Source organism: Salipiger mangrovisoli (assembly GCF_015223355.1).
Lineage (GTDB): Bacteria > Pseudomonadota > Alphaproteobacteria > Rhodobacterales > Rhodobacteraceae > Salipiger > Salipiger mangrovisoli.
This window is the reverse complement of sequence record NZ_JADFFK010000027.1, coordinates 1-24,116: the sequence shown is the minus strand read 5'-3', so window position 1 is coordinate 24,116 and position 24,116 is coordinate 1. Positions and strand designations below refer to the sequence as shown.

Sequence of the window (24,116 nt, the reverse complement as noted above, 5' to 3'; positions counted from 1 at the left end):
CGGTGGCGGGCGCAAGCCTCAGACGGGCTCTTCCGCGATCTGCCGGTTCTTTCTCGCCATAAGCACCGCCCCTGCCACCGAGCCGATGATCAGCACCCAGAGGATCACCGCGATCCAGCTCTTGGTAAAGAAGATGGTCACATCGCCGAAGCTCTCGAGGCTCTTGACGAAGTAGACCTCCGCCGACGGCCCGAGGATGAAGCCGATGATGAAGGGCGCCACCTCAAGCCGCAGCTTGGTGAAGAGCCAGCCCAGCACCCCGAAGATCAGCAGCGTCCAGACGTCGAACATGATGCCGTAGTTGATCGTGTAGGCTCCGATCACGCACATCATCAGGATCACCGGGAACAGGATGTGCTTAGGGATCGTGACCACAAGGGCGAAGTAGCGGATCGCGAAGTACATCATCGCGAACATGGCGATGTTGGCGATCAGCATGGCGATGATCATCGCGTCCCACGTTCCGGGGTTGTTGCCGATGAACAGCGGGCCGACCTGCACGCCCTGAAGGGTGAAGGCGCCGATCAGCAGAGCGGTGGTGGAATCCCCGGGGATGCCCAGCGACAGCAGCGGCACCAGCGCACCGCCGGTCAGCCCGTTGTTGCCCGCCTCCGAGGCGATGATGCCGCCGGGCTCGCCCTTGCCGAAGCGCTCGGGCGTCTTCGAGAAGGTCTTGGCATTGGTGTAGCTGATGATTGAGGCCGCCGAGCCGCCGACACCCGGCAGGATGCCGATGAAGGTGCCGATCAGCGAGGAGCGCACAAGGTTGATGCTCTGGCCTTTGAAGATGCCGAAGGAGAACCGCGAGTGCTTACCGACGTTGATGTCCTTGGACGAGTGGCCTTTTGGCACGCCGATCTCGGCTTGCTCGAGGATCGCGGCGAAACCGAAAAGACCGATCAGCACCGGCAGCAGCGAGAAGCCGCTCTCCAGCCAGTATTCGGTGCCCGGCGGCACCAGCCGCAGGTTGCCGTTGCCGCCATCCGAAATGTCATAGGTGCCGATCAGTGCCACGAAGATCCCCAGCACGCCCGAGAAGATGCCCAGCAGCATGTCCGAGGACAGCGCCGCCATGACGGTGAGGGCGAAGAAGATGATCAGGAACTTTTCGACGTAGGAGAACTTGATGGCGAAATCGGCCAGCGTCGGCGCGAAGAGATCGAGCACGAGCAGCGAGATGAGACCGCCGACCAGCGAGGCGACGATGCCGATGCGCAGCGCCTTCTCGCCCTCGCCCTTCTGCGCCATGGGATAGCCGTCGAAGGTTGTGGTGATCGAGCTCGGCGTGCCGGGAATGCCCAGCAGGATGGCGGGCACGAGGCCCCCCGAGATGCCGCCGACGTAGAGCCCGAGCAGCAGCGCCAGCCCGTTCTCGAGGCCCAGCGAATAGGTCAGCGGCAGGCAGACGGCGACGGCCATGGTGGCGGTCATGCCGGGGATCGCCCCGAAGATGATGCCGACAAGCGTGCCGCCGACGATCAGCGAGACGAAAAGCGGGGTAAGGATCTCGAACATGGGCCGAACCTCAGGGCAGAGTCAGGAAGAGGGGATAGGTGAACAGCCACCACACGAAGGTGGGGCCCACCACCGCGACGATCAGCAGCGGCAGGATTTGCCGCAGGCTCCGTTCGTGCATGAACAGGATGCCGGTCGCCAGCACGTAGGGGATCGAGCACAGCAGGAAGCCCATGCCCGTGTTGGGCCAGATGTCGCCCACCGGAACCATCAGCGAGAAATACAGCAGCGTCAGCGCCAGCGCGCCGAGGAACCGCGGCTTGTCCATTGCCGACCACGAGGCGCGCCAGTAGCTGCCCGCCGCGGCGATGCGCGCGCGGTCGCGGATCACGATGGCAAGGCCGAGCAGGCCGAGGACGATCGCGATGAGGGTGGGAAAGATCAGGTGTGACGTGTCGAAGTCGATGGTCACACGGGTAAGGTCGCCCATTGGGTCCTCCCTATGGGTGGCAAGCGTCAGAGCGCCCGGCCAGGGCTATGCCCGGCCGGGTCTTCGGGATCCGGCGGATCAGGAGCCCGAGGTGATGTCGTCAATCACCTGCTTGTAGGTGTCGCGCTTCTTGGTCAGGTGCTCGCGCGCCTCCTCCGAAGGCAGGAAGTCGGGAATGAAGAAAGAGGCCTTTTGGCGTTCCTGAATGGCACCCTCGGAATAGATCTCGGTCAGCGCCGTGTCGATGGCGGTGATGATCTCGGGGTCCATGTCCTTGTTGAACAGCAGGAAGAACTCCTTGTCGAAGGTGAAGTCTTCGGACCCGTCCAGCGTCACGCTGGTCTCGGGGCTGGCATAGCTCAGCATGTCGGCGCGAGTGGTCCCGCCCATGCCGGCCTCGGGGGCCTGCTCCAGCGTCTCGGGGCGCGCGGTGATCCAGACGAAGCGCATGGCCTTCTCGTCCGAGGGATCAAGCTGGGTGAACTGTTCGTTGGCCTGGATCGAGCCGTTGATCACATCGGCCAGATCATCCCACATCGCCTGGTTCTTGTCGGACTGCGAGCCGGTGTTGACCGCGACGATGTTCGCCTCGGACCCCGGCGCGCGCACCCGCGCGGCGTTCTTCATCGCGGTGAAGCCGATCTCGGACACGCCGCCCGGCTGGATCGCGACGCGCACCCGCGTGCCCGCCTCGGCAGCGGCAAAGATGTCTTCCATCGACTGGTACGGGCTGTCGGCGGGCACCAGGTAGGCATTGCCCGGGTTGATCGCCACGGTGGGGCCGACGAGGTAGTCGGCGAACGGATCGGCGTAGCCGGTCACGCCATAGAGGTTCCCCAGAAAGCTCTGATCGTGGAACATCATGATGGTGGTGCCGCGCTTATCGCGACCCAGTGCCTTGAAGCCCTCGGAGGCCCCCACCGCATCGACCTTGATATTGATGCCCAGCTTTTCCGCAAGCGCCTCGGCGACGATGGCGGAGTTCTGGTAGGTGTCACCGCCGGTCGAGGTCGATCCGATCACCATGCGCATGTTGCGCGGCAGGTTCTGCGCCTCGGCGGCAAGCGGCGCTGCGACCATGGCCGCCGAGACGGCGGCAAGAAGTGTTCTGCGGGTAAATGTCATCAAGTCCTCCCTGTGGCCGGGTTGCGGCCCTTTGGTTCCCCTTGGGCGTCTCCAATCTCGCCCCGCGCCATGCAAGCGCATACATAAAGAAAGACCACATTCACACCTGACATGTCAAGACCTCGCAATAGCGATGAATACAGGCCGAAACGCCCATAGGATTACTTGACGATGTGAGATGTATTCGCATACATCAATCACAGACCACCGCGATGAACTGGAGGAGAATCATGTCGCAAGGACACCGCAAGACCCCGGCCGATCTGCGCAGCGCGCGCTGGTTCGCGCCTGACGATCTGCGCAGCTTCGGCCACCGCTCGCGGATGATGCAGCTGGGCTATTCCGAAGGCGAGTTCCGCGACAAGCCGATCATCGGCATCCTCAACACCTGGTCCGAGCTGAATTCCTGCCACAGCCACTTCCCCGAGCGCGTCAAGGACGTGAAGCGCGGCGTGCTTCAGGCGGGCGGCTTCCCGGTCGAGATGCCGGCGCTTTCCGTGGATGAGAGCTTCAACAAGCCGACCTCCATGCTCTACCGCAATATGCTGGCGATGGAGACCGAAGAGCAGATCCGCGCCCACCCGCTCGACGGCGTGGTGCTGATGGGCGGCTGCGACAAGACCACACCGGGGCTCGTCATGGGGGCGATCTCGGCAGGCGTGCCGTTCATCTTCCTGCCCGCCGGTCCGATGCTGCGCGGCAATTACGCGGGCAAGATCCTCGGCTCCGGCTCGGATGCCTGGAAATACTGGGACGAGCGCCGCGCCGGCAATATCACCGATGAGGAATGGCTCGGGCTGCAGGGCGGCATCGCGCGCTCGGCGGGCACCTGCATGACCATGGGCACCGCCTCGACGATGACCGCGATCACCGATGCCATGGGCCTCACGCTGCCCGGCGCCTCGTCGATCCCCGCCGCCGACTCCGGCCACCAGCGCATGGGCGCCGACTGCGGCCGCCGGGTGGTGGAAATGGTCTGGGAGGACATGACCCCCGAGACGATCATCACCCCCGCCTCGGTGCAGAACGCCGCCAAGGTCGCCATGGCCACCGGCTGTTCGACCAATGCCGTGGTGCACCTCATCGCCATGGCGCGCCGCGCCGGGGTCGATCTGACGCTCGATCACCTCGACGCGCTTGGCCGTGTCACGCCGCTGATCGCCAATGTCCGCCCCTCGGGCAAGGACTACCTGATGGAGGACTTCTTCTACGCCGGCGGCCTGCGGGCGCTGATGAAGCAGATGCAGGACATGCTCGACCTCAGCTGCGTCACCGTCACCGGCCGCTCGCTGGGCGCGGAGATCGCCAGCGCCGAGGTCTACAATGACGACGTGATCCGCCCGCTGTCGAACCCGGTCTACCACGAGGGCTCGCTGGCGCTGCTGCGCGGCAATCTCTGTCCCGATGGCGCGGTCATCAAGCCCGCCGCCTGCGATCCCAAGTACCACGTTCACGAGGGCCCGGCGCTGGTCTTCGACAGCTACCCCGAGATGAAGAAAGCGGTGGACGACGAGACCCTCGATGTCACCCCCGATCACGTGATGGTGCTGCGCAACGCCGGCCCGCAGGGCGGTCCGGGCTTCCCCGAGTGGGGCATGCTGCCGATCCCCAAGGCGCTGATCAAGCAGGGCCACCGCGACATGCTGCGGATTTCCGACGCGCGCATGTCGGGCACCTCCTACGGCGCCTGCGTGCTGCACGTCGCGCCGGAAAGCTTCGTCGGCGGGCCGCTGGCGCTGCTGAAGACCGGCGACATCGTGCGGCTCGACCTGCCGAACCGCAGCCTCGACATGCTGGTGGACGAGGAAGAGATCGCCCGCCGCAAGGCTGCATGGACGCCGCCGGAGCCGCGCTTCGAACGGGGCTGGGGCTACATGTTCTCGCGCCACGTGACGCAGGCCGACAAGGGCTGCGACTTCGACTACCTCGAGCGCGACTTCGGCCGCGCCGCCGGTGAGCCCGACATTTTCTGAGGAGACCCTGATGCTTGATCTCGATACCGCCCTCGCCGGCATTTCCGGCATCCTCGTCACCCCCTACGACGAGGCGGGCGAGATTGCCCCGGCCAAGCTTTCGCCGATCATCGACCGCGCGCTCGGCGCCGGGCTGCACATGCCCGTGGTCAACGGCAACACCGGCGAGTTCTACGCGCTGACCACCGACGAGGCGATCACCATGGCCCGCGAGGTCTGCGCCATGGTGGACGGCCGCGCCCCGGTGCTGGCCGGCATCGGCCGCGGCATCCGCGATGCCTGCGCGCTGGCACGCGCCAGCGCCGAGGCCGGTGCCACCGCGCTGATGATCCACCAGCCGCCCGATCCCTTCGTCGCGCCGCGCGGCACGGTGGATTACGTCAAGGCGATCGCCGACGCCTCGGGCGGGCTGCCGATGATGCTCTACCTGCGCAACGACGCGATCGGCACCGGCGCCATCGCCGATCTTTGCGCCGTGCCGGGGGTGAAGGGCGTGAAATGGGCCACCCCGAACCCGCAGAAGCTCGCCGCCGCCAAGGCCGCCTGCGATCCCTCGATCACCTGGGTCGGCGGGCTCGCCGAGGTCTGGGCGCCGACCTTCTACGCGGTGGGCGCGCGCGGCTTCACCTCGGGGCTGATCAACGTCTGGCCCGAGCGCTCGCTGGCGATCCATGCCGCGCTCGAGGCGTCGGACTACGTCGAGGCCAACCGCCTGATCGGCGAGATGCAGGCCTTCGAGGACATCCGCGCCGAAGAGCTGAACGGCACCAATGTGACCGGCGTGAAGGCCGCGCTACAGGCCACCGGCCTTGATTGCGGCGCCACGCGCCCGCCCTCGGCCTGGCCGCTGACCCCGGCGCAGCAGGACAAGCTGCAGGTCTTCCTCAAGACCAACGGCCTGATCTGATCCCCGGGGCGCCGCCCGGCGCCCCTCTCCCAAGCTTCCCTCTGCCCCCGAAAGGACCTTTCCCCATGGACGGCACGACCCCGATCTTCACCCCGCACGGCAAGCACCTGATCGCAGGTGAGTGGATCGCCACCGAGGCGGAATTCTCCTCGGAACCCGCGACCGGCCCGGTGCATGCGTTCTCTGTCGGCACCCCCGAGCTGGTCGATCAGGCCTGCAAGGCCGCGGAAGACGCCTTTTGGACCTATGGCTACACCAGCCGCGAGACCCGTGCGAAATTCCTCGAGGCCATCGCCGACGAGATCGAGGCGCGCGGCGAGGCGATCACCGAGATCGGCACGCAGGAAACCGGCCTGCCCGAGGCGCGCCTGCAGGGTGAGCGCGGCCGCACCACCGGCCAGCTTCGCCTCTTCGCCGAGCACATCCGCAAGGGCGACTACCTCGACGTCCGCGTCGATGCCGCCCTGCCCGACCGCCAGCCGCTGCCGCGCCCCGAGCTGCGCATGGTCCAGCGCCCGATCGGTCCGGTTGCGGTGTTCGGCGCCTCGAACTTCCCGCTCGCCTTCTCCACCGCCGGCGGCGACACCGCCGCCGCGCTGGCCGCTGGCTGCCCGGTCGTGGTCAAGGGCCACTCCGCCCACCCCGGCACCGGCGAAATCGTCGCCGAGGCCATCGCCGCCGCCATCGAGAGCTGCGGCATGCCCAAGGGTGTCTTCTCGCTGATCCAGGGCGGCAACCGCCAGGTCGGCCAGGCGCTGGTGCAGCACCCGCTGATCAACGCCGTCGGCTTCACTGGCTCGCTCGGCGGCGGCCGTGCCCTCTTTGATCTCTGCGCGCAGCGCGAGGTGCCGATCCCCTTCTTCGGCGAGCTGGGCTCGGTGAACCCGATGTTCGTGCTGCCCGCGGCCACCAAGGCGCGCGGCGCCGAGATCGGCACCGGCTGGGCCGGCTCGCTGACCATGGGCGCCGGCCAGTTCTGCACCAACCCCGGCATCGCCGTGGTCGGCACCGGCGCCGAGGGCGATGCCTTTGTCGAGGCCGCCCGCGCGGCGCTGGAAAAGGCCGCGCCGCAGACCATGCTCACCGAGGGCATCGCGGGCGCCTACCGCGCGGGCAAGGACCGGTTCGATGGCCGCAACGCGGTGCGCCCGCTGCTGACCACCGAGAGCGGCCCGCGGTCGGCCGCGCCGAACCTCTACGAGACCGACGCCGCGAACTACCTGCAGGATCACGCGCTGGGGGAAGAGGTCTTCGGGCCGCTCGGCCTCGTGGTGCGGGTCTCGGGCCTCGACGAGATGGTCACGCTCGCCAAGGGCTTCGAGGGCCAGCTCACCGCGACCCTGCACATGGACGACGCGGATGCCGAAGCGGCGCGCAGGCTGCTGCCGGTGCTCGAGCGCAAGGCCGGCCGGGTGCTGGCCAACGGCTTCCCCACCGGCGTCGAGGTCTGCGACGCGATGGTGCACGGCGGGCCCTATCCGGCCTCGACCAACTTCGGCGCGACCTCGGTCGGCACGCTGTCGATCCGCCGCTTCCTGCGGCCGGTCTGCTACCAGAACATCCCGGGCGCGGTGCTGCCCGAGGATCTCGCCTGACGCGAACCCCGCCCGGTCCCGGCCCATGCGGCCGCGGACCGGGACCCCGATTGACTTGGAGGAGACCTCGATGAACCCCGAAACCCGTGACATCCTGATGGATGTGTCCGTCGCGACGCTGGCCACCGCGCTCTACAAGCGGGGCCTGCGCAACCAGGTGATCCAGGGCGTGCACCCGCTCGGCTGGAAGGGCAAGAACATGGTTGGCCCTGCCTTCACCCTGCGCTACATGCCCGCCCGCGAGGACCGCAACCAGCTCAGCGAATTCCGCAACCCCGAGCACCCGCAGCGGGTGGCGATCGAGACCTGCCCCGAGGGCCATGTGCTGGTGATGGACAGCCGCAAGCAGGCCAACGCCGCCTCTGCCGGTGACATCCTGATCACCCGGCTCATGGTGCGCGGCGGCGCCGGCGTGGTGACCGACGGCGGCTTCCGCGATGCCGCGGTGATCGCCGGGCTCGACATTCCCGCCTACCACACGCGCCCCTCGAGCCCGACCAACCTGACCAACAACGAAGCCATCGCGATCAACGAGCCGATCGGCTGCGGCGATGCCCCGGTGTTTCCCGGCGACGTCATCGTCGGCGACGCCGACTGCGTCATCGTGATCCCTGCAGAGATCGCCGACGAGGTCGCCGCCGAGGCCCGGGAGATGACCGCCTACGAGGATTTCGTCGTCGAGCAGGTCAAGGCGGGCGAGCCGATCATCGGGCTCTACCCGCGTGTCAACGAAGAGAAATACGGGCCGCTCTTCCAGGACTGGCGCGCAAAGGCGGGTCGCTGAGCCGTCTTCCTGCCCCCGAAGCAGACGCGCCCGGAGCATCGCTGCGGGCGCTTTCGTCTCCGGTGCCCGGATGTCTCAGGCGACCCGATCCGGAACCTTGCCGCTGCCGAACCAGGCATCGAGGTTGTCCAGAACCCGGTCGCCCATCGCCCGGCGGGTGACCTCGGTTGCCGAGCCCACATGCGGCAGCAGCACCGTGTTCGGCAGGTCGATCAGCGCCTGCGGCACCTGCGGCTCGTATTCGAACACATCCAGCCCGGCCGCGCCGAGCTTGCCGGTCGACAGCGCCGCGATGAGCGCGGCCTCGTCCACCACGGTCCCGCGCGCGACGTTGACCAGAATACCCTGCCGCCCCAGCGCCTCGATCACCGCTGCATCGACAAGGCCCGCGGTCTCTGCGCCGCCCGGCACGATCACCACCAGCGCGTCGCAGGCCTCGGCCAGCGCCAGCGCATCGGGATAGTGGGCATAGGGCAGATCGCGCGGCCTGCGGGTGCAATAGGCGACCTCGAGCTTCATCGCGGTGAGCCTCTCGGCAATCGCCTGCCCGATCCGGCCGAGCCCGAGCAGGCCGATCTTCCGCCCCCGCAGCGAGAAGGTCAGCGGATAGGGTTTCTGCGGCCAGTGCCCGGCGCGCAGGTAGGCATCGGCCTGCGGCAGCTGCCGCGACGTGGCGATCAGCAGGCCGAGCGCAAAGTCGGCAACCTCTTCGGTCAGCACGTCGGGCGTGTTGGTCACCACGATCCCGCGCGCCTGCGCCGCGGCCACGTCGATGCTGTCGTAGCCGACGCCGAACTTGGCGATGATTTCCAGCGCGGGGAAGCGATCCATCACCGCGGCATCGACCTTGCCGGTGCCGGCGACGGCCATGGCCCGCACCTCGCCGTCGCGGCCGGTCCGATCGGGTCCGGTGAGCTGGTACCCGTCGAGGCGTCCCTCGCTGGTGGCGAAGGCGCGGGGCATGTAGAGCACGGGTCTGGTCATGGTCACCTCAGAAAATGTCGGGCTCACCGGCGGCGCGGCCGAAGTCGCGCTCGAGGTAGTCGAAGTCGCAGCCCTTGTCGGCTTGCGTCACGTGGCGCGAGAACATGTAGCCCCAGCCCCGTTCGAAGCGCGGCTCCGGCGGCGTCCATGCGGACTTGCGGCGGGCGATCTCTTCCTCGTCCACCAGCATGTCGAGGCTGCGGTTCGGCAGGTCCAGTCGCACGATGTCGCCGGTTTTCAGCAGCGCCAGCGGCCCGCCGACGAAGCTTTCCGGGGCGACGTGCAGCACGCAGGCGCCGTAGGAGGTGCCCGACATCCGCGCGTCGGAGATGCGCAGCATGTCGCGGTGGCCCTGCTTGATCAGCGCCTTGGGGATCGGCAGCATGCCCCATTCCGGCATTCCGGGCCCGCCGAGAGGGCCGGCGTTGCGCAGCACCATCACGTGGTCGGGGGTGACCTCGAGCGTCTCGTCGTCCACCGCCGCCTTCATCTCGGGGTAGCTGTCGAAGACCAGCGCCGGGCCCTCATGGACATGGTACTTGGAATCGCAGGCGGCGGGCTTGATGACCGCGCCATCGGGGCAGAGGTTGCCGCGCAGCAAGGCCAGCGAGCCCTCGTGGTAGACCGGGTTCGACAGCGGGCGGATCACGTCGTCATTGTAGACCTCGGCGGTCTTCAGCGCCTCGGAGAGCGGCTTGCCGGTCACCCCGACCGCCGAGGTGTCGAGCCGTTCCTCGATCTGCTTCATCAGCGCCAGCAGGCCGCCTGCGTAGTAGAAATCCTCCATCAGGTAGTCCTTGCCCGAGGGGCGGACGTTGGCGATCAGCGGTGTCACCCGGCCGAGCGCGTCGAGATCGTCGAGCGTCAGATCGACCCCGGCGCGGCGCGCCATGGCGATGAGGTGCACCACGGCGTTGGTCGAACAGCCGGTGGCCATGGCGACGATGGCGGCGTTGCGCACGGCGGCGGGGGTCACCACCTTGGCGGGGGTCAGGTCTTCCCAGACCATCTCGACGATGCGCCGGCCGCAGCTCGAGCCCATGCGCTGGTGGCCGCTGTCCGCCGCCGGGATCGACGAGGCGCCGGGCAGCGTGAGGCCCATGGCGTCGGCGATCGCGGTCATCGTCGAGGCGGTGCCCATGGTCATGCAGGTGCCGACCGAGCGCGCGATGCCGCCCTGGATCCCGAGCCATTCCTCGTCGGTCACATTGCCCGCCCGGCGCTCGTCCCAGTGTTTCCAGCCGTCCGAGCCCGAGCCCAGAATGCGGCCCTTGTAGTGCCCGCGCAGCATCGGCCCGGCGGGCAGGTAGATCATCGGCACGCCGGCGGTGATCGCGCCCATCACCAACCCCGGCGTGGTCTTGTCGCAGCCGCCCATCAGCACGACGCCGTCCAGCGGGTGGGCGCGGATCTGCTCTTCGGTCTCCATCGCCAGCATATTGCGGTAGAGCATCGAGGTCGGCTTGGTGAAGCTCTCGTCCACCGACAGCGCCGGCATCTCGACCGGGAAGCCCCCGGCGGCGAGGACGCCGCGCTTCACGTCCTTCACCCGCTCGGGGAAGTGGCCGTGGCAGGAGTTCAGCTCGGACCAGGTGTTGAGGATGCCGATGATCGGCTTGCCGCGGAAATCCTCTTCGGCGTAGCCCAGCTGCATCATCCGCGAGCGGTGGCCGAAGCTGCGCAGATCGTCAGGCGCGAACCAGCGCGAGGACCGCAGGGTGTCGGGGGTTTTTACGTGCTTGGTCATGGGGGTCTCGCTTACTGGCCGCGCAGGCGGCTCACCGTCGTGCGGGTGGAAATCTGTTCGGGATCGGTGATCAGTTCGATCACCGTGGGGCCTGCGTGCTCGAAGGCGGCAAGCAGCGCGGGCCGGAACTCTGCGGTCTTGGTCACCCGCGCATGGGCCGCGCCGAGGCCCTCGGCGATCTTGCCGATATCCGAGCTCACGATGTCGGTGCCCGAGATGCGGGAGGGATGTTCGCGCTCCTGATGCATGCGGATCGTGCCGTAGGTGCCGTTGTTGAAGACCAGCACGATGGGCCGGCCGCCGTGCTGCACGGCGGTGGCGATCTCCATGCCCGACATCATGAAGCCGCCGTCGCCGACAAAGGCGATGGCCTGCCGCTGCGGGTCCTCGAGCGAGGCGGCGACGGCGGCGGGCACCGCGTAGCCCATCGAGCCGCAGGTCGAGCCGATCTGCCGCCCCGGTCGGGCGTAGCGCAGGAAGCGCTGCGCCCAGCCGGTGTGGTTGCCCGCGTCGAGCGTGATGACCGCATCCGCCGGGATGAGGTCGCGCACCTCGGCCATGGCCTGCCCCATGTCGAGCGGGAAGTCATGCGGCGGCGGCTCGGAATCCGCGAGGTATTCATCGCGCAGCGCCGCGCGCCAGCCGTCCTCTGCCGGGGTGGCGGGCTGCGCGGTCAGCGCCGCGAGCGCCGCATCGGGGCCCGAGACCGCCGAGAGCGCGGGCGAATAGACCCGGCCGATCTCATTCGCGTCGACATGGATATGCACCAGCGTCTGCGCCGGGGTCGGCACCGAGAGTGTCGCGTAGGTCTTGGTGGTGATCTCTCCGAGCCGCGCGCCGATGACCAGCAGCAGATCGGCCTCGGCGAGCCGCTTGACGAGGCTCGGGGCGACGCCGGTGCCGAAGTCGCCGACATAGACATCCGAGCGGTGGTCGATCAGGTCCTGACGGCGGAAACTGGTCGCCACCGGCAGGCGGTTGGCCGTGGCGAACTCCAGCAGCGCCGCCGCGCCCGCGTCGGTCCAGCCGGGGCCGCCGGCCAGCAGCAGCGGGCGCTTCGCCTGCGCCAGCGCCGCCATTACCGCCGCCGCGTCGTCGGCGGTCAGGGCCGGGACGCTGGGGCGGTAGGGGCGCGCGTCGGCCACGCGCACCACGTCGGTCAGCATGTCCTCGGGCAGCGCCAGCACCACCGGGCCGGGGCGGCCCGAGGTGGCGACGCGGAAGGCCCGCGCCATGTATTCGGGGATGCGCGCCGCGCTGTCGATCTGCGCCGCCCATTTCGCCACCGGGGCGAACATCTGGCGGTAGTCGATTTCCTGAAAGCTCTCGCGGTCCATGGTGTCGCGCCCGACCTGACCGACCAGCAGGATCATCGGGGTCGAGTCCTGATAGGCGATATGCACGCCCACCGCCGCCTGACAGGCGCCTGGCCCGCGGGTCACCATGCAGATGCCGGGCCTGCCGGTGAGCTTGCCATAGGCCTCGGCCATGTCCGCCGCCCCCGCCTCGTGCCGGGCGTTGTAGAGCGTGAAACGCTCGCGCACGTCGTGCAGCGCGTCGAGCACCTCGAGATAGCTCTCTCCCGGCACGCAATAGGCGCAGTCCGCGCCATGGATCAGCAGCTGATCCACCAGCACCTTGCCTCCGGTGCGCGCCTCGATGTCAGACATGGTCTCTCCTCCCAACTACGCGTCTCAGGGCCGTTCACACGGCAGGCCCCTCGCCAGCCCTCGGGCCAACTCTAGGGCCAACTCTCGGGCCGCCCTCAGGGCAGCTCTTCAGCCGCCCTCGGGCAGGATTGCAGGCCAGATTTCAGGCCCGCCCTCTTGGCAACCCTCTGGCCAGCCCTCAGGGCAGCACGATGCAGGCCGGGTCGATCTGACGCCCCTCGTCATGGGCGCGGATGTTCCCGGCCCAATGCCGCACCATGCGGTCGAAATTGTCTAAGGTGCGCCCCGCCACATGCGGCAGCGTCACGGTATTGGGCAGCTCGAGCAGCAGGTTCGGGCCGGTCACCGGCTCGGTCTCGAAAACGTCGAGCCCCGCCGCCCCGAGCTGACCCGACCGCAACGCCGCGACCAGCGCCGCCTCGTCCACCAGCCCGCCGCGCGAGGTGTTGATCAGCACCGCACCGGGCTTCATCGCCGCGAGGGTCTCGGCCCGGATCAGGTGCTTCGACTCCGCGGTCAGCGGCAGGTGGAGCGAGATCACATCGGCCCAGCCAAGCAGCTCGTCCAGCGGCAGGAACTGAGCATCGAGCGCCGCATCGGCCCCCGAGCGCCTGGTATAGGCGATCTCGCAGCCGAAGCCCTTGAGGCGCTTCAGCACCTCCTGCCCGATGGCCCCCATGCCGATCAGCCCGACACGGCAGGCCCCGAGGTCGCGCGCCTCGCGCCAGAGGTCGGGCTGGTCCCAGCTGCCGCCGCGAAACGCCGCCTGCACCTGCGGCAGCCGCCGCAGCGTGGCCAGCATCAGCGCCAGCGTGGCCTCGGCGACCGAAGGCGCATTCATCCCCGGCGAGCGCGCGACGGTGACGCCGCAGGCGCGGGCGGCATCGAGCGGGATACCGTCGATACCCGTGCCCCACTGATGCACCAGCTCCAGCGCCTCCGCCTCGACCAGCAGCTCGGCAGGAAACCGCAGCCCCCGGGTCACCGCGTAGCGCGCGCCGGCGAGCGCCGCGCGCAAGTCGGCGCTCTCGACGCTGCTGACGAAGCGCAGATCGAATCCTTCGCAAAGCTCTTCGATCCGCGCCCGCATGCCGGGGCTGGCTGGCTCAAGAACGGCAACCGGCCCGATGGCCATCAGTTGCGGCCCTTGATGAGTTCGCGCATCATCTCGATCTCTTCGCCGGTGAGATCGGTGAGCGGCGCGCGCACATGGCCGGTCTCGAACCCGCGCAGCGCCACGCCGGCCTTGATCGCCGAGACGGCATAGCCCGACTTGCGGTCGCGGATCTTGGCGAAGGGGTAGTAGAAGTCGCGCAGCAGCTGCTCGCATTTCGCGTCATCGCCTGCCAGGAACGCGCCATGGAATTCCAGAGCGGTCTCGGGGACGAAATTGAACACGGCCGAGGAATAGGTCGGCATGCCCGCGCCGCGATAGGCCTGGGCGAAAAGCTCGTGCGTCGGCATGCCGCCGATGTAGGACAGGCGGTCGCCGAGGCGGACGGTGATGCGGCGCACGGTGTCGATGTCGCCGGTGCCATCCTTGAAGCCGATCAGGTTCGGGCATTCGTCGGCCAGCTGCTCGAGCGTCTCGGCCGAGATCTGCGACTGGCCGCGGTTGTAGACGATCACCGCCATGTTGGTCGCCTTGCAGACCGCGCGGATGCGGTTGGCAACGCCGTCCTGCGGGCCCTCGGTCAGGTAGTGCGGCAGCAGCAGGATGCCGTCGCCGCCCGCCGCCTCGATCTCGCGCGCGAGGTCACAGGCCATGCGCACGCCGTAGCCGCAGCCCGCGATCACCGGCGCATCGCCCGCGACTTCGCGCGCCGCGCGCACCACCTGGACGATCTCTTCGGGGGTCAGCGAGAACATCTCGCCGGTGCCGCCCGCGACGATGAGGCCGGCGACCTTGTGCGGCTTGAGCCACTCGAGATGCGCCTGGAAGGGCTTCGGTGCGAAACGGTCGTCGGCATCGAAGGGGGTGACAGGGAAGGACAGAAGCCCGTGGCGGATGATCTCGCGCAGCGCGTCGGGTGCGATCATTGTGTGTTTCTCCTCACTGGAACGGGGATGGGTGCCGCATCGCGGCACCCGTGTTGGGGATTACTGCCAATCGACGGGCAGCAGCCCGTCCGGCAGGTTCTGGAAGCTCACGGGGCGCAGGAAGCGGCGGATCGCCATCGTGCCCACCGAGGTTGCGCCGAAGTTGGTCGAGGCCGGGTAGGGCCCGCCATGGACCATCGCGTCGGAAACCTCGACGCCCGTGGGGAAGCCGTTGGCCAGCACGCGGCCGGCCTTGCGCTCGAGCACCGGCATCAGGTCTCGGGCCAGCGCGGTGTCACCCTCGTCAAGGTGCAGCGTCACGGTCAGCTGGCCGACGAAGCTTTTCGCGACGGCGATCATCTCGGCCGCGTCCTTCACGGTGACAATCAGGCCGAGCGGGCCGAAGACCTCTTCGGACAGCGCGTGGTTGCCGATCCAGTCGGCGCCGCTGACGATGTAGAGGTAGGGGGTCGCGTCGCGCATGTCGCAGACCGAGGTCAGGATCTCGCGCACACCCGCACCGCTGCCGATCCGCGCCGCGCCGTCACGGTAGGCCTTGGCGATGCCGTCGGTCAGCATGACCTGCGCACCGACCTTTGCCAGCGCCTCCTTGGCGGCATTGGCCAGTGTCTCGGCCTGCTCCTCGAGCACCACGGCGATGCCGGGGTTGGTGCAGAACTGGCCCGCACCCATGGCGAGCGAGCCTGCCCAGCCTGCGCCGATTGCCGCGCCGCGCGCGGACATCGCCTCGGGCAGCAGGAACATCGGGTTGACGCTGCCGAGCTCGCCGAAGAAGGGGATCGGCTCGGGGCGCTGCGCGCAGAGGTCAAAGAGCGCGCGGCCACCGGCGAGCGAGCCGGTGAAGCCCACGGCCTTGATCAGCGGGTGCTGCACCAGCGCCGTGCCGACGTCGCGCTTGCCGCCCTGCACGAGGCTAAAGACGCCACCCGGCAGGCCGCATTTCTCGATCGCCGCCTTGACTGCCTCGGCCACAATCTCGCCGGTGCCGGGGTGGGCGGAGTGACCCTTGACCACGACCGGGCAGCCTGCTGCCAGCGCCGAGGCGGTGTCGCCGCCGGCAGTCGAGAAGGCGAGCGGGAAGTTCGAGGCGCCGAACACGGCCACCGGCCCGATTGGGCGCTGCGTCATCTTGATATCGGGACGCGGCAGCGGCGCGCGGTCGGGCAGCGCCACGTCGTGACGGCGGTCGAGATAGGTGCCCGCGCGGATGTGGCTTGCGAAGAGGCGCAGCTGGCCGGTGGTGCGGCCGCGCTCGCCCTGAAGGCGCGCCTCGGGCAGGCCGGTTTCCTGCGTGCCGATCTGGGTGATCGCGTCGCCGCGGGCCTCGATCTCGTCCGCGATCGTCTCGAGGAAGCGCGCTCGGGTCTCGGCATCGGTGTAGCCGTAGGTCCAGAAGGCCTCTTCCGCGGCCTCGACCGCGGCATTCACCAGCGCCGGGGTGCCGACGCCGAAATCATGCGCCGCGCCATGCGCCGGCTCCGAGCGGAACGTCGTCTCGGCCGTGACCCATTCGCCCGCGATCAGGTGCTTGCCATGCGGGACGAACCCGTTTGCCATGCCGTCCATATCCTTGACCTCCTGTTGCTGGGTGACCGGGCTCCCTGCCCCGCACCGCCTGTTGCTCCCTGTCCCGGAGCGGCGCGAATCGGGCGCCGGCTGCGCAGACACCAACCGGCTAAGGGGCGATGCATCCGCGTCACGAGACTTGTCATGCACTAATATTTTAGTTTATCAGTATGGTCAACCGGTCCGCAAATGCGGTTATCTGACCTGAAGACACGGAAAGATACGGAAGTCTGAATGAAGACCCCTACGATGAGCCTCGCCTTCGACATGATGCGCCATGACAGCTCCATGGGCCGCCAGATGGCGTCCTCGCGGATCTATGACGATCTGCGCCAGCGCATCCTGTCGCTGGACCTCCCGCCGGGCACGGCGCTCACCCGCGCCGACCTTGCCCGGGAATACGAGGTGAGCCAGACGCCGCTGCGCGACGCGATGCAGCGGCTCGACCAGGACGGGCTGATCCGCATCTACCCGCAGTCGAAGACGCTGGTGACCCGCATCAACCTTGCGCAGATCCGCGAGGCGCTGTTCCTGCGCCAGGCGCTCGAGACCGAGGTGACCATCAAGCTCACCTCCGTGCCGGCGCCCGAGACCATGGCGCAGCTGCGCGAGATCATCGCCATGCAGCGCGAGGTCGCCCCGAAGGCGACGATGCTGCGTCGCTTCCAGGAACTCGACGAGTATTTCCACTACGTGATGTTCGAGGGCGCGGGCCATCCGAACCTGCACGGGCTGCTGCGCGCCCAGACCGGCGACCTCGACCGCGTGCGACGTCTGCAGACCCATTCCGCCGAGCGCCTCGCCACGATCATCGACGGGCACGAGCGCATCGTCGCGGCAATCGAATCGGGCGACGTCGACCGGGCGATCCGCGAGATCCGCTTCCACACCCACAAGCCCGACGACTGGGCCGAGGAATACCGCGTCCTGCACAAGGACTACTTCACCTGACCACCCGCCCGACCCGGGCACCCCCACAGCCAGCAGAAAAGGAGCGCGGACCACCCCGGTCCGCGAAGGGAGAGATCATGTCCAACGCACTTGCCGAGACCAGGGGCCTGCACGTCGTCGCGCAGACACCGTTCCTTGACGACGGATCGGTCGACTACGCCAGCATCGACACGCTGTCCGCCTTCTACTACCGCCACGGCGCGCAGGGCCTGACCGTGCTCGGCGTCTCGGGCGAGGCGCAGAAGCTGACCGTGGACGAGACCATCGCCGTCGCCGCGCGCTACGTCGCCGCCGCGGATGGCCACCGGATCATCGCCGGCGTGTCGCACCCGAACCTTGCCACGCTGGTCGAGGTCACCGCGCAGGTGATGGCCGAGGGGGCCGACGCGGTGATGATCTGCCCGCCCACGGGGATCCGCACCGACGAGGACCTGCTGCGCTACTTCGACGCCGTCTACGCGCGGATCGGCGACGTGCCGACCGTGCTGCAGGACTTCCCCGCCGCCTCGGGCGTCGTGATGTCGGTGCCCGCGATGGACCGCCTGCTGCTCGAATTCCCGCAGATCGGCGTCATCAAAGAAGAAGACTTCCCCTCCCCCACCAAGATCACCCGGATGCGCGCCGAGTTCTCGCGCCCGGTGCGGATCCTGACCGGCAACAACGGCCAATTCCTCGTGCAGGAGATGGAGCGCGGCGCCGACGGGCCGATGGCGGGCTTCTCCTATCCCGAGATGCTCTCGGGGGTCTACGACCTGATGACCGAGGGCAAGCGGGCCGAGGCGCATGACCTCTTCAACCGCTTCCTGCCGCTGCTGAAGCACGAGGCGCAGGGGCAATGGGGCATTGCGCTGCGCAAGGAGATGATGCGCCGGCGCGGCGCGCTGACCTCGAGCGCGCTGCGCGGACCGGGGCCGAAGCTGACCGAGGCCGACCTTGCCGAGCTCGATTTCCTGACCAGCCGCATGGACCTGCCGCAGGATTGAGCGCGCCTTGCGAGCAAGACGGGCGCGGCCGCCGGGCCGCGCCCCTCGATCAGGCCCTCGATCAGGACTGCGCCGGCGTGAAGAACGGCACGGGGGTCATCAGCTGGTTGACCTGCGAGACGAGGTACGCCGCCTCGGCGCTCTTCACCAGATAGGCCTGCCACTCGGGATCCGACGCCAGCGCCGCACGCTTCGCGGCCCGGTCTGCAGCATCCGCGTAGTACCAGATATGCACGTAGGAGTTCACGTCGCCGGTCTCGACTGCGGCGTAGACGACCGGGTCGCCGAGGTGCCGGCGCTGGATGTCGTAGCCGTGCTCACCGTAGAGCGCGAGGTGTTTGCGGATCGTTCCGGGACGGCAGGTATAGGTTCGATGGTCGTAAATCATGAGATTTCTTTCATTACTTACAGGGTCTTGCCACGTCATCGCCAGCGCCTTCCGAAGGAGGCTTGCCAGCTTCACGAGTATTCATATAGTAATGTATTAGTTGGTAGCGATGCAAGTTCGCCCGACGATTCCGGCCGTAGGAGGCCCGGGCCCATGGGAGGAAGCACTGAGCGCACCGTGGCGGGGGCCGAAAGGCCGGGACACAACAGTTCGGGACGGCATCCGCCAGTTCCAGGTCTTGGAGGAGACACACTATGAAACGCACTCTCATCGGCGCGGTTGCCGCCATCACCTCGGCCCTCGTGCCGCTTGCCGCCCTGGCGGAATACCCGGAGCGTGACGTGCGCATGGTCGTGCCGTGGGGCGCGGGCGGCGGCACCGATGGCATCGTGCGCAAGGTGACCACACTGGCCGAGGAGTCCTTCGGCGGCACGATCTACGTCGAGAACATCGAGGGCGGCAACTCGGCCACCGGCGTCGGCCAGGTGATGTCCGCGAAGGGCGACGGCTACACGCTCGGCGCACTGACCTACGACAGCATCGTGACCGTTCCGTGGCAGGGCATGCTGCCGAGTTACAAGATGGACAAGCTCGACCTGATCGCCCGCATCACCAGCGAGGCGGATGCGATCATCGTCGACGCCAACTCCGACTACCAGTCGCTCGACGACCTGCTCGCCGCTGCCAAGGAAAACCCGGGCAAGGTGCGCATCGGCGTGCAGAACCTCGGCGGCCGCGTGCACCTGACGCTGCTGCAGCTGCAGAAGCTGACCGACACCGAGTTCAAGATCGTCTCCTACCCGGGCGGCGCAGCCCCCCAGAAGGAAGCGCTGCTGTCCGACGAGGTCGACGTGGTGATGACCTCGCTCGGCGACTTCGCGAACCTGATCGAGGACGGCACCGCGCGTGGCCTGGTGGAATTCTCGGACGCCAAGAACCCGACCTATGACGTCCCGACCGCCCAAGAAGCCGGCGTCGAGCTGCTGAACGGCTCGTTCATCGTCATCGCCGCGCCCGCGGGCACCCCCGAGGACGTCGTGGCCAAGGTCGAGGCCGCCTACGAGCAGGCTTACAACTCGGCCGAATTCCAGGACTGGCTCGCCACCATCGGCGTGACCCCGAACTGGCTTGCCGGTGACGAACTCGACGCCTGGGCCGACGAGACCGCGCAGGGCCTCTTCACCGAGATGGACGCGCTGGTCGAGGCTGGCATCCTGTCGAAGTAACCTTCACACTCAATCATGAATGGCGGCACCGGAGCCTGCTCTGGTGCCGCCCCCTATCCGGAGACCACGATGGCCGACCGCGCGCCCCTTCTCAGGACGGGTGTCCTGCTACCCTTCTTCTTCCTGATCGTCACGACCGTCTACCTGGCCGCGGCCTTCAACATTCACTCGCAATTCGCGGGTGATGGCGAAATGAGCCCGCGTTCCGTGCCGATCCTCGCCGCGTTCGTGATGTATGTCGCGTTGGCCGTGGTCTTCTTCAACGAGTTCCGCAAGCCCACCGCCGACGGTCCCGCGGGCGAGATGCTGCGCCCGCTCCTCGTCATCGTCGCGACCGCCGGCTACATCGCGCTGTTCCGCCCGCTCGGCTACTGGCTCTCGACGCTGGCCTTCAGCTCGGTGCTCTTCGCGATCTTCCACTACCAGATCCGCAAGCCGCATCTCTTCGCCCTCTATGCCATCGGCGTGACGGTCCTGTTCTACGGGCTCTTCGCGGGCGTCTTCGGCGTGCGCCTGCCCACCATCACCGAGGGTTTCTTCTGATGGACATTTTCGTCGACGTTCTAAGCGGGATGACGGCCCTAGCCGATCCCTACGTCCTGCTGTTCATGATCGGGGGCTTCCTAGTCGGCACGTTCTTCGGTGCGATGCCAGGGCTGACCTCAGTGCTGGCCATCGCGCTGCTCCTGCCGATCACCTATACCATCGACGTCGTGCCAGCGCTGGTGATGTGCGCCTCGATCTTCATGGCGGGCATGTACTCGGGCTCGATCACCGCGACCACGATCAACATCCCCGGCGCGCCCTCATCCATGATGACCGCGGTCGAGGGCAACGTGCTGATGAAGAAGGGCTTCGGCGCCAACGCGCTCGGTCACGCCGCGCTCGGCTCGATGATCGGCGGCGCCATTGGGGCCGTGCTTCTGATGGCCTTCATGCCGGTGGCCGCGGAGATCTCGCTGCTGATCCGGACCCCGGGCAAGTTCTCACTGGTGCTCTTCGCGCTGGTGGTGATCGTGATCGTGGACAAGGGCAACATCGCCAAGGGCATCGTCGCCACCGTGCTGGGCGTGATGATCGCCACCGTCGGGATCGACGTGCTGCAACCGATCCCGCGCTTCAACTTCGGCACCGAGTTGTTGGTCGAGGGCATCGACATCATGCCGCTCGTGATCGGCGCCTTCGCGATCTCCGAAGTGCTGATGCAGTCCGAAAGCTGGAAGGACGGGCTCAGCTCGACGCTGGAAAAGGCCAAGAACATCAAGATCCGCCGCCGCGACTTCCTGCCGCCGCGCTCCGAGATCCGCGAGATCGGCCTGATGGCCTACCTGCGCGCGTCGCTGATCGGCTACGGCATCGGCATCCTCCCGGGCGCCGGTGGGTCGATGGCCGCCTTCGTCTCCTACGCGATGGCCCGCTCGTCGTCGAAGAAGCCGCATGAATACGGCAACGGCTCGCGCGAGGGCATCGCCGCAGCCGAGGCCGCCAACAACTCGATGTGCGGCGGGGCCTTCGTGCCAATGCTGATGTTCGGCATCCCCGGCGATCCTACTACCGCGATCGTTCTGGGCGTGCTGGTGATCAACGGCCTCCAGCCGGGACCGCGCCTGCTCGAGAACCAGGCCGAGCTGCTTGGGCCGATGCTGGGCTCGCTGTTCTTCTCAGCGCTGATCCTCATCCCGCTGACCCTCTGGCTCTTCGGCCCGTGGTTCATCAAGATCGTGTCGATCCCCAAGGGCCTGCTCTACACCGGCATCGCCGTGGTGGCTCTGGTGGGCAGCTACGTGGCGACCTACTCGATCTTCCAGATGTCGCTCGCGGTGATCTTCGGCGTGCTGGCGTATTTCATGCGCAAGCAGAACTACTCGACCGTGTCGATGTTGCTGGGATTCATTCTTGGCCCAGACCTTGAGGAATACCTACGCCGCTCGCTGTCGCTGAGCGACGGCAACCCGGTGGTGTTCCTGACCAACCCCGACAGCCTGTTCTTCCTCGCGCTGACCGGGCTCTTCGTCTGGGCCATCCTGATCCGTAAGCCCAAGAAGGGTTTAGCGGAAATGGGCAGCGACATCTAAGCCACCCCCAAATCTGGGATAGTGCCCCACTTCCCGGCCGGGAAGTGGGGCATTTTTCTGTCGTAAGTGAGGAAGACGTGGACCGTCTCTCCGCCAACAGCCAAAGCCGATCTGATGCCCACTGCTCGCCGCGACGGTAAGTCAGGGCTACAACCATGAAATCATGTCCTTGGGCGCCCTCGTCCACAGGTTCATTCGGAACCCCACCCCCACTCGGATAAGACCAAAATGAGTATCCTCGCACTGCGCCGCCTGTCGTGAAAGAGGCTGCTCTCGCGTGTCGTGCAACCAGCTACAAGGCGTCAAGTCGGATCACTATTAGGGGCAGCGCTCCCTGCCTCAAGGAAATGGGCCCCGCACTGCGGGGCCCATCCTCTGTGTCATTCCGCGTGCGCGTCGATCAGGGCCTTGAGGATCTCTTCCTCCTCGCCCGTCAGGTCCGACAGCGGCGCGCGAACCGGGCCTGCGTCGAAGCCGACCAGCCGCACGCCCGCCTTGATCGCCGCGACCGCGTAGCCCTTGCGGCGCGCGCGCAGCTCCATGAACGGGTAGAAGAAGCTGTTGAGGATCGCTTCGCAAGTGGTCCGGTCCCCGGCCCGTAGCGCGGCGTAGAACTTGTTTGCCAGCGCCGGCACGAAGTTGAACACCGCCGAGCTGTAGGTGGTGAAGCCCGCACCGAGGTAGGCCTCGGCAAACAGCTCCGCCGTCGGCATGCCGCCGAGGTAGGTCAGCCGGTCGCCCATCTTGGCGGTGATCTGCCGCACCAGGCCGATGTCGCCGGTGCCGTCCTTGAAGCCGACGAGGTTCGGGCAGGCGTCGCAGAGCTGCGCCAACGTGTCGGCCTGCAGCACCGCGTTGTCGCGGTTGTAGACCATGACCCCCATGCCGGTGGCGTCGCAGACCGCCTTGACGTGGGCGTAGAGCCCTTCCTGCGGCGCGTCGATCAGGTAGTGCGGCAGCAGCAGGATGCCGTCGCCGCCCGCCGCCTCGACCGAGCGCGCGATGCCCTTGGCGATCTCGGTGCCATAGCCACAGCCCGAGACGATCGCGGTCTTGCCGGCGCTTTCCTTGGCGGCCCTGACGATGGCGGGGATCTCGTCCGGGGTCAGCGAGAAGAACTCGCCCGTGCCGCCCGCGGCAAAGAGCACCGGCGCGTCGAAGCCCGACAGCCACTCGACGTGCTTCTGGTAGGGGTCGGCGGCAAACTTGTTGTCGGCGTCGAACGGCGTGACGGGGAACGACAGCAGGCCGGAGCCGAGGGCTTGCTTGATCTGTTTCGGGTCCATTCATAATTCCTTTCAATGGGATGCAAGGATGTATGCGCATGGCTGCGGCCATGCGCTTCAGGGAGTTGCCTTGCCGGGGTCAGCGCAGATCGCCGGGCAGCAGCGCGGCGGGCAGGTTCTGGTAGCTGACCGGGCGCAGGAAGCGGCGGATCGAGAGGGTGCCGACCGAGGTCGCGCCGAAGTTGGTCGAGGCCGGGTAAGGTCCACCGTGCACCATTGCGTCGCAGACCTCGACGCCGGTCGGGAAGCCGTTGACCAGCACCCGGCCGGCCTTGCGCTCGAGCACCGGCATCAGCCGCTGCGCGAGGGCGGTGTCGCCCGCGTCCATGTGGATCGCGGCGGTGAGCTGGCCCTCGAAGCCCTTGGCGAGCGTCTCCATCTCCTCGGCGCCGGAGACCCGCACCACGAGCCCGAGCGGGCCGAAGACCTCCTCGCCAAGCGCATGATCCTGCAGGTAATTCGCCGCATCCGTCTCGAAGAGATTGGGCAGCGCATTGCGGCCCTCGCTGGCGGTGGTCAGCACCGGCTTGACGGCATTGCGGCCGTCAAAGCGCGATTTACCGTCCTTATACGCTTTCGCGATACCCTCGGTGAGCATGCATTGGGCGGACGCGCCCTTAAGCGCATCGGCGGCGGCGGCGACAAAGGCGTCGCCCTCGGGGCCCGTCTCCACCACGGCGATGCCGGGGTTGGTGCAGAACTGGCCGGCGCCCATCGTCAGCGAGCCGGCCCAGCCGGTGCCGATCTCGGCGCCGCGCGCCTTCACGGCCTGAGGAAGGAGGAACATCGGGTTGACCGAGCCCAGCTCGCCGAAGAAGGGGATCGGCACCTCGCGCTGCGCGCAGAGGTC

General features: G+C 67.7%; 21 protein-coding genes. 9 read left to right on the top strand and 12 right to left on the bottom strand.

The genetic code is table 11. From position 1 onward, the window contains the following. Window positions 1–18: 18 nt before the first annotated feature. From IQ782_RS25245 to IQ782_RS25235, 3 genes are all read right to left on the bottom strand, one after another. The gene (locus tag IQ782_RS25245) at window positions 19–1,515 is read right to left on the bottom strand and encodes a tripartite tricarboxylate transporter permease (RefSeq protein WP_194137445.1); all 1,497 of its coding nucleotides are present in this window, start codon (window positions 1,513–1,515) and stop codon (window positions 19–21) included. A 10-nt stretch (window positions 1,516–1,525) separates the two neighbouring features. Continuing rightward, window positions 1,526–1,945: a tripartite tricarboxylate transporter TctB family protein gene (locus IQ782_RS25240; protein ID WP_194137444.1), complete on the bottom strand. Its 420-nt coding sequence runs from the start codon at window positions 1,943–1,945 to the stop codon at window positions 1,526–1,528. Window positions 1,946–2,023: 78 nt separating this feature from the next. Beyond that, window positions 2,024–3,070 (bottom strand): type 2 periplasmic-binding domain-containing protein, encoded by a 1,047-nt coding sequence (locus tag IQ782_RS25235; RefSeq protein WP_194137443.1) that lies wholly within the window; start codon window positions 3,068–3,070, stop codon window positions 2,024–2,026. A 230-nt stretch (window positions 3,071–3,300) separates the two neighbouring features. Between IQ782_RS25235 and araD (IQ782_RS25230) the strand changes: the two genes are divergently transcribed. The 4 genes from araD (IQ782_RS25230) to IQ782_RS25215 all read left to right on the top strand — a co-directional run bounded on the left by araD (IQ782_RS25230) (window position 3,301) and on the right by IQ782_RS25215 (window position 8,329). Continuing rightward, the gene (araD, locus tag IQ782_RS25230; RefSeq protein WP_194137442.1) at window positions 3,301–5,043 is read left to right on the top strand and encodes an L-arabinonate dehydratase; all 1,743 of its coding nucleotides are present in this window, start codon (window positions 3,301–3,303) and stop codon (window positions 5,041–5,043) included. A gap of 10 nt (window positions 5,044–5,053) precedes the next feature. Further along, entirely contained in the window at window positions 5,054–5,950 is an 897-nt protein-coding gene (locus tag IQ782_RS25225; protein ID WP_194137441.1) for a dihydrodipicolinate synthase family protein, read from the top strand. A 65-nt stretch (window positions 5,951–6,015) separates the two neighbouring features. After that, window positions 6,016–7,545, top strand: a complete 1,530-nt coding sequence (locus IQ782_RS25220; RefSeq protein WP_194137440.1) for an aldehyde dehydrogenase (NADP(+)) — start codon at window positions 6,016–6,018, stop codon at window positions 7,543–7,545. Window positions 7,546–7,615: 70 nt separating this feature from the next. Beyond that, window positions 7,616–8,329 (top strand): ribonuclease activity regulator RraA, encoded by a 714-nt coding sequence (locus IQ782_RS25215; RefSeq protein ID WP_194137439.1) that lies wholly within the window; start codon window positions 7,616–7,618, stop codon window positions 8,327–8,329. Between the two features lie 75 nt (window positions 8,330–8,404). On the opposite strand, the gene IQ782_RS25210 is transcribed toward IQ782_RS25215, so the two are convergent. From IQ782_RS25210 to IQ782_RS25185, 6 genes are all read right to left on the bottom strand, one after another. Then, window positions 8,405–9,313 (bottom strand): 2-hydroxyacid dehydrogenase, encoded by a 909-nt coding sequence (locus tag IQ782_RS25210; RefSeq protein WP_194137438.1) that lies wholly within the window; start codon window positions 9,311–9,313, stop codon window positions 8,405–8,407. Window positions 9,314–9,320: 7 nt separating this feature from the next. Next, a complete protein-coding gene (araD, locus tag IQ782_RS25205) occupies window positions 9,321–11,060 on the bottom strand; it encodes an L-arabinonate dehydratase (protein ID WP_194137437.1) in 1,740 nt (579 codons plus the stop codon). An 11-nt stretch (window positions 11,061–11,071) separates the two neighbouring features. Then, window positions 11,072–12,730 carry a thiamine pyrophosphate-dependent enzyme gene (locus tag IQ782_RS25200; protein ID WP_194137436.1) on the bottom strand — a complete coding sequence of 553 codons (1,659 nt, stop codon included), beginning with the start codon at window positions 12,728–12,730 and terminating at the stop codon, window positions 11,072–11,074. Window positions 12,731–12,908: 178 nt separating this feature from the next. Then, window positions 12,909–13,865: a 2-hydroxyacid dehydrogenase gene (locus IQ782_RS25195; RefSeq protein WP_194137435.1), complete on the bottom strand. Its 957-nt coding sequence runs from the start codon at window positions 13,863–13,865 to the stop codon at window positions 12,909–12,911. Further along, on the bottom strand, window positions 13,865–14,767 hold the full coding sequence (locus IQ782_RS25190) for a 5-dehydro-4-deoxyglucarate dehydratase (protein WP_420832692.1): 903 nt from the start codon (window positions 14,765–14,767) through the stop codon (window positions 13,865–13,867). Before IQ782_RS25190 ends, IQ782_RS25195 begins: the two co-directional genes overlap by 1 nt. Window positions 14,768–14,830: 63 nt before the next feature. Next, window positions 14,831–16,357, bottom strand: a complete 1,527-nt coding sequence (locus IQ782_RS25185; RefSeq protein ID WP_194137433.1) for an aldehyde dehydrogenase (NADP(+)) — start codon at window positions 16,355–16,357, stop codon at window positions 14,831–14,833. A 234-nt stretch (window positions 16,358–16,591) separates the two neighbouring features. Here IQ782_RS25185 and IQ782_RS25180 point away from each other — a divergent pair, with 234 nt between their 5' ends. Together IQ782_RS25180 and IQ782_RS25175 are read left to right on the top strand one after the other, a co-directional pair. After that, the gene (locus tag IQ782_RS25180) at window positions 16,592–17,308 is read left to right on the top strand and encodes a GntR family transcriptional regulator (RefSeq protein WP_194137432.1); all 717 of its coding nucleotides are present in this window, start codon (window positions 16,592–16,594) and stop codon (window positions 17,306–17,308) included. A 77-nt stretch (window positions 17,309–17,385) separates the two neighbouring features. Further along, complete coding sequence (locus IQ782_RS25175) at window positions 17,386–18,291, top strand: dihydrodipicolinate synthase family protein (RefSeq protein ID WP_194137431.1); 906 nt, start codon at window positions 17,386–17,388, stop codon at window positions 18,289–18,291. Window positions 18,292–18,352: 61 nt separating this feature from the next. Here IQ782_RS25175 and IQ782_RS25170 read toward each other — a convergent pair whose 3' ends face one another. Continuing rightward, entirely contained in the window at window positions 18,353–18,679 is a 327-nt protein-coding gene (locus IQ782_RS25170; RefSeq protein WP_194137430.1) for an NIPSNAP family protein, read from the bottom strand. A gap of 254 nt (window positions 18,680–18,933) precedes the next feature. On the opposite strand from IQ782_RS25170, the gene IQ782_RS25165 reads away from it, so the two are divergent. From IQ782_RS25165 to IQ782_RS25155, 3 genes are all read left to right on the top strand, one after another. Continuing rightward, window positions 18,934–19,905: a Bug family tripartite tricarboxylate transporter substrate binding protein gene (locus tag IQ782_RS25165; RefSeq protein WP_194137429.1), complete on the top strand. Its 972-nt coding sequence runs from the start codon at window positions 18,934–18,936 to the stop codon at window positions 19,903–19,905. A 69-nt stretch (window positions 19,906–19,974) separates the two neighbouring features. Beyond that, entirely contained in the window at window positions 19,975–20,448 is a 474-nt protein-coding gene (locus tag IQ782_RS25160; RefSeq protein ID WP_194137428.1) for a tripartite tricarboxylate transporter TctB family protein, read from the top strand. After that, on the top strand, window positions 20,448–21,980 hold the full coding sequence (locus tag IQ782_RS25155; RefSeq protein ID WP_194137427.1) for a tripartite tricarboxylate transporter permease: 1,533 nt from the start codon (window positions 20,448–20,450) through the stop codon (window positions 21,978–21,980). The genes IQ782_RS25160 and IQ782_RS25155 overlap by 1 nt, the downstream gene beginning before the upstream one ends. A gap of 380 nt (window positions 21,981–22,360) precedes the next feature. Here the strand turns inward: IQ782_RS25155 and kdgD are convergent, their stop codons facing one another. Together kdgD and IQ782_RS25145 are read right to left on the bottom strand one after the other, a co-directional pair. After that, window positions 22,361–23,266, bottom strand: coding sequence for a 5-dehydro-4-deoxyglucarate dehydratase (gene kdgD, locus IQ782_RS25150; RefSeq protein ID WP_194137426.1), 906 nt, complete (start codon window positions 23,264–23,266; stop codon window positions 22,361–22,363). A gap of 79 nt (window positions 23,267–23,345) precedes the next feature. After that, window positions 23,346–24,116: aldehyde dehydrogenase family protein (locus IQ782_RS25145; protein WP_476707526.1), on the bottom strand; the 771-nt coding region annotated here is incomplete at its 5' end.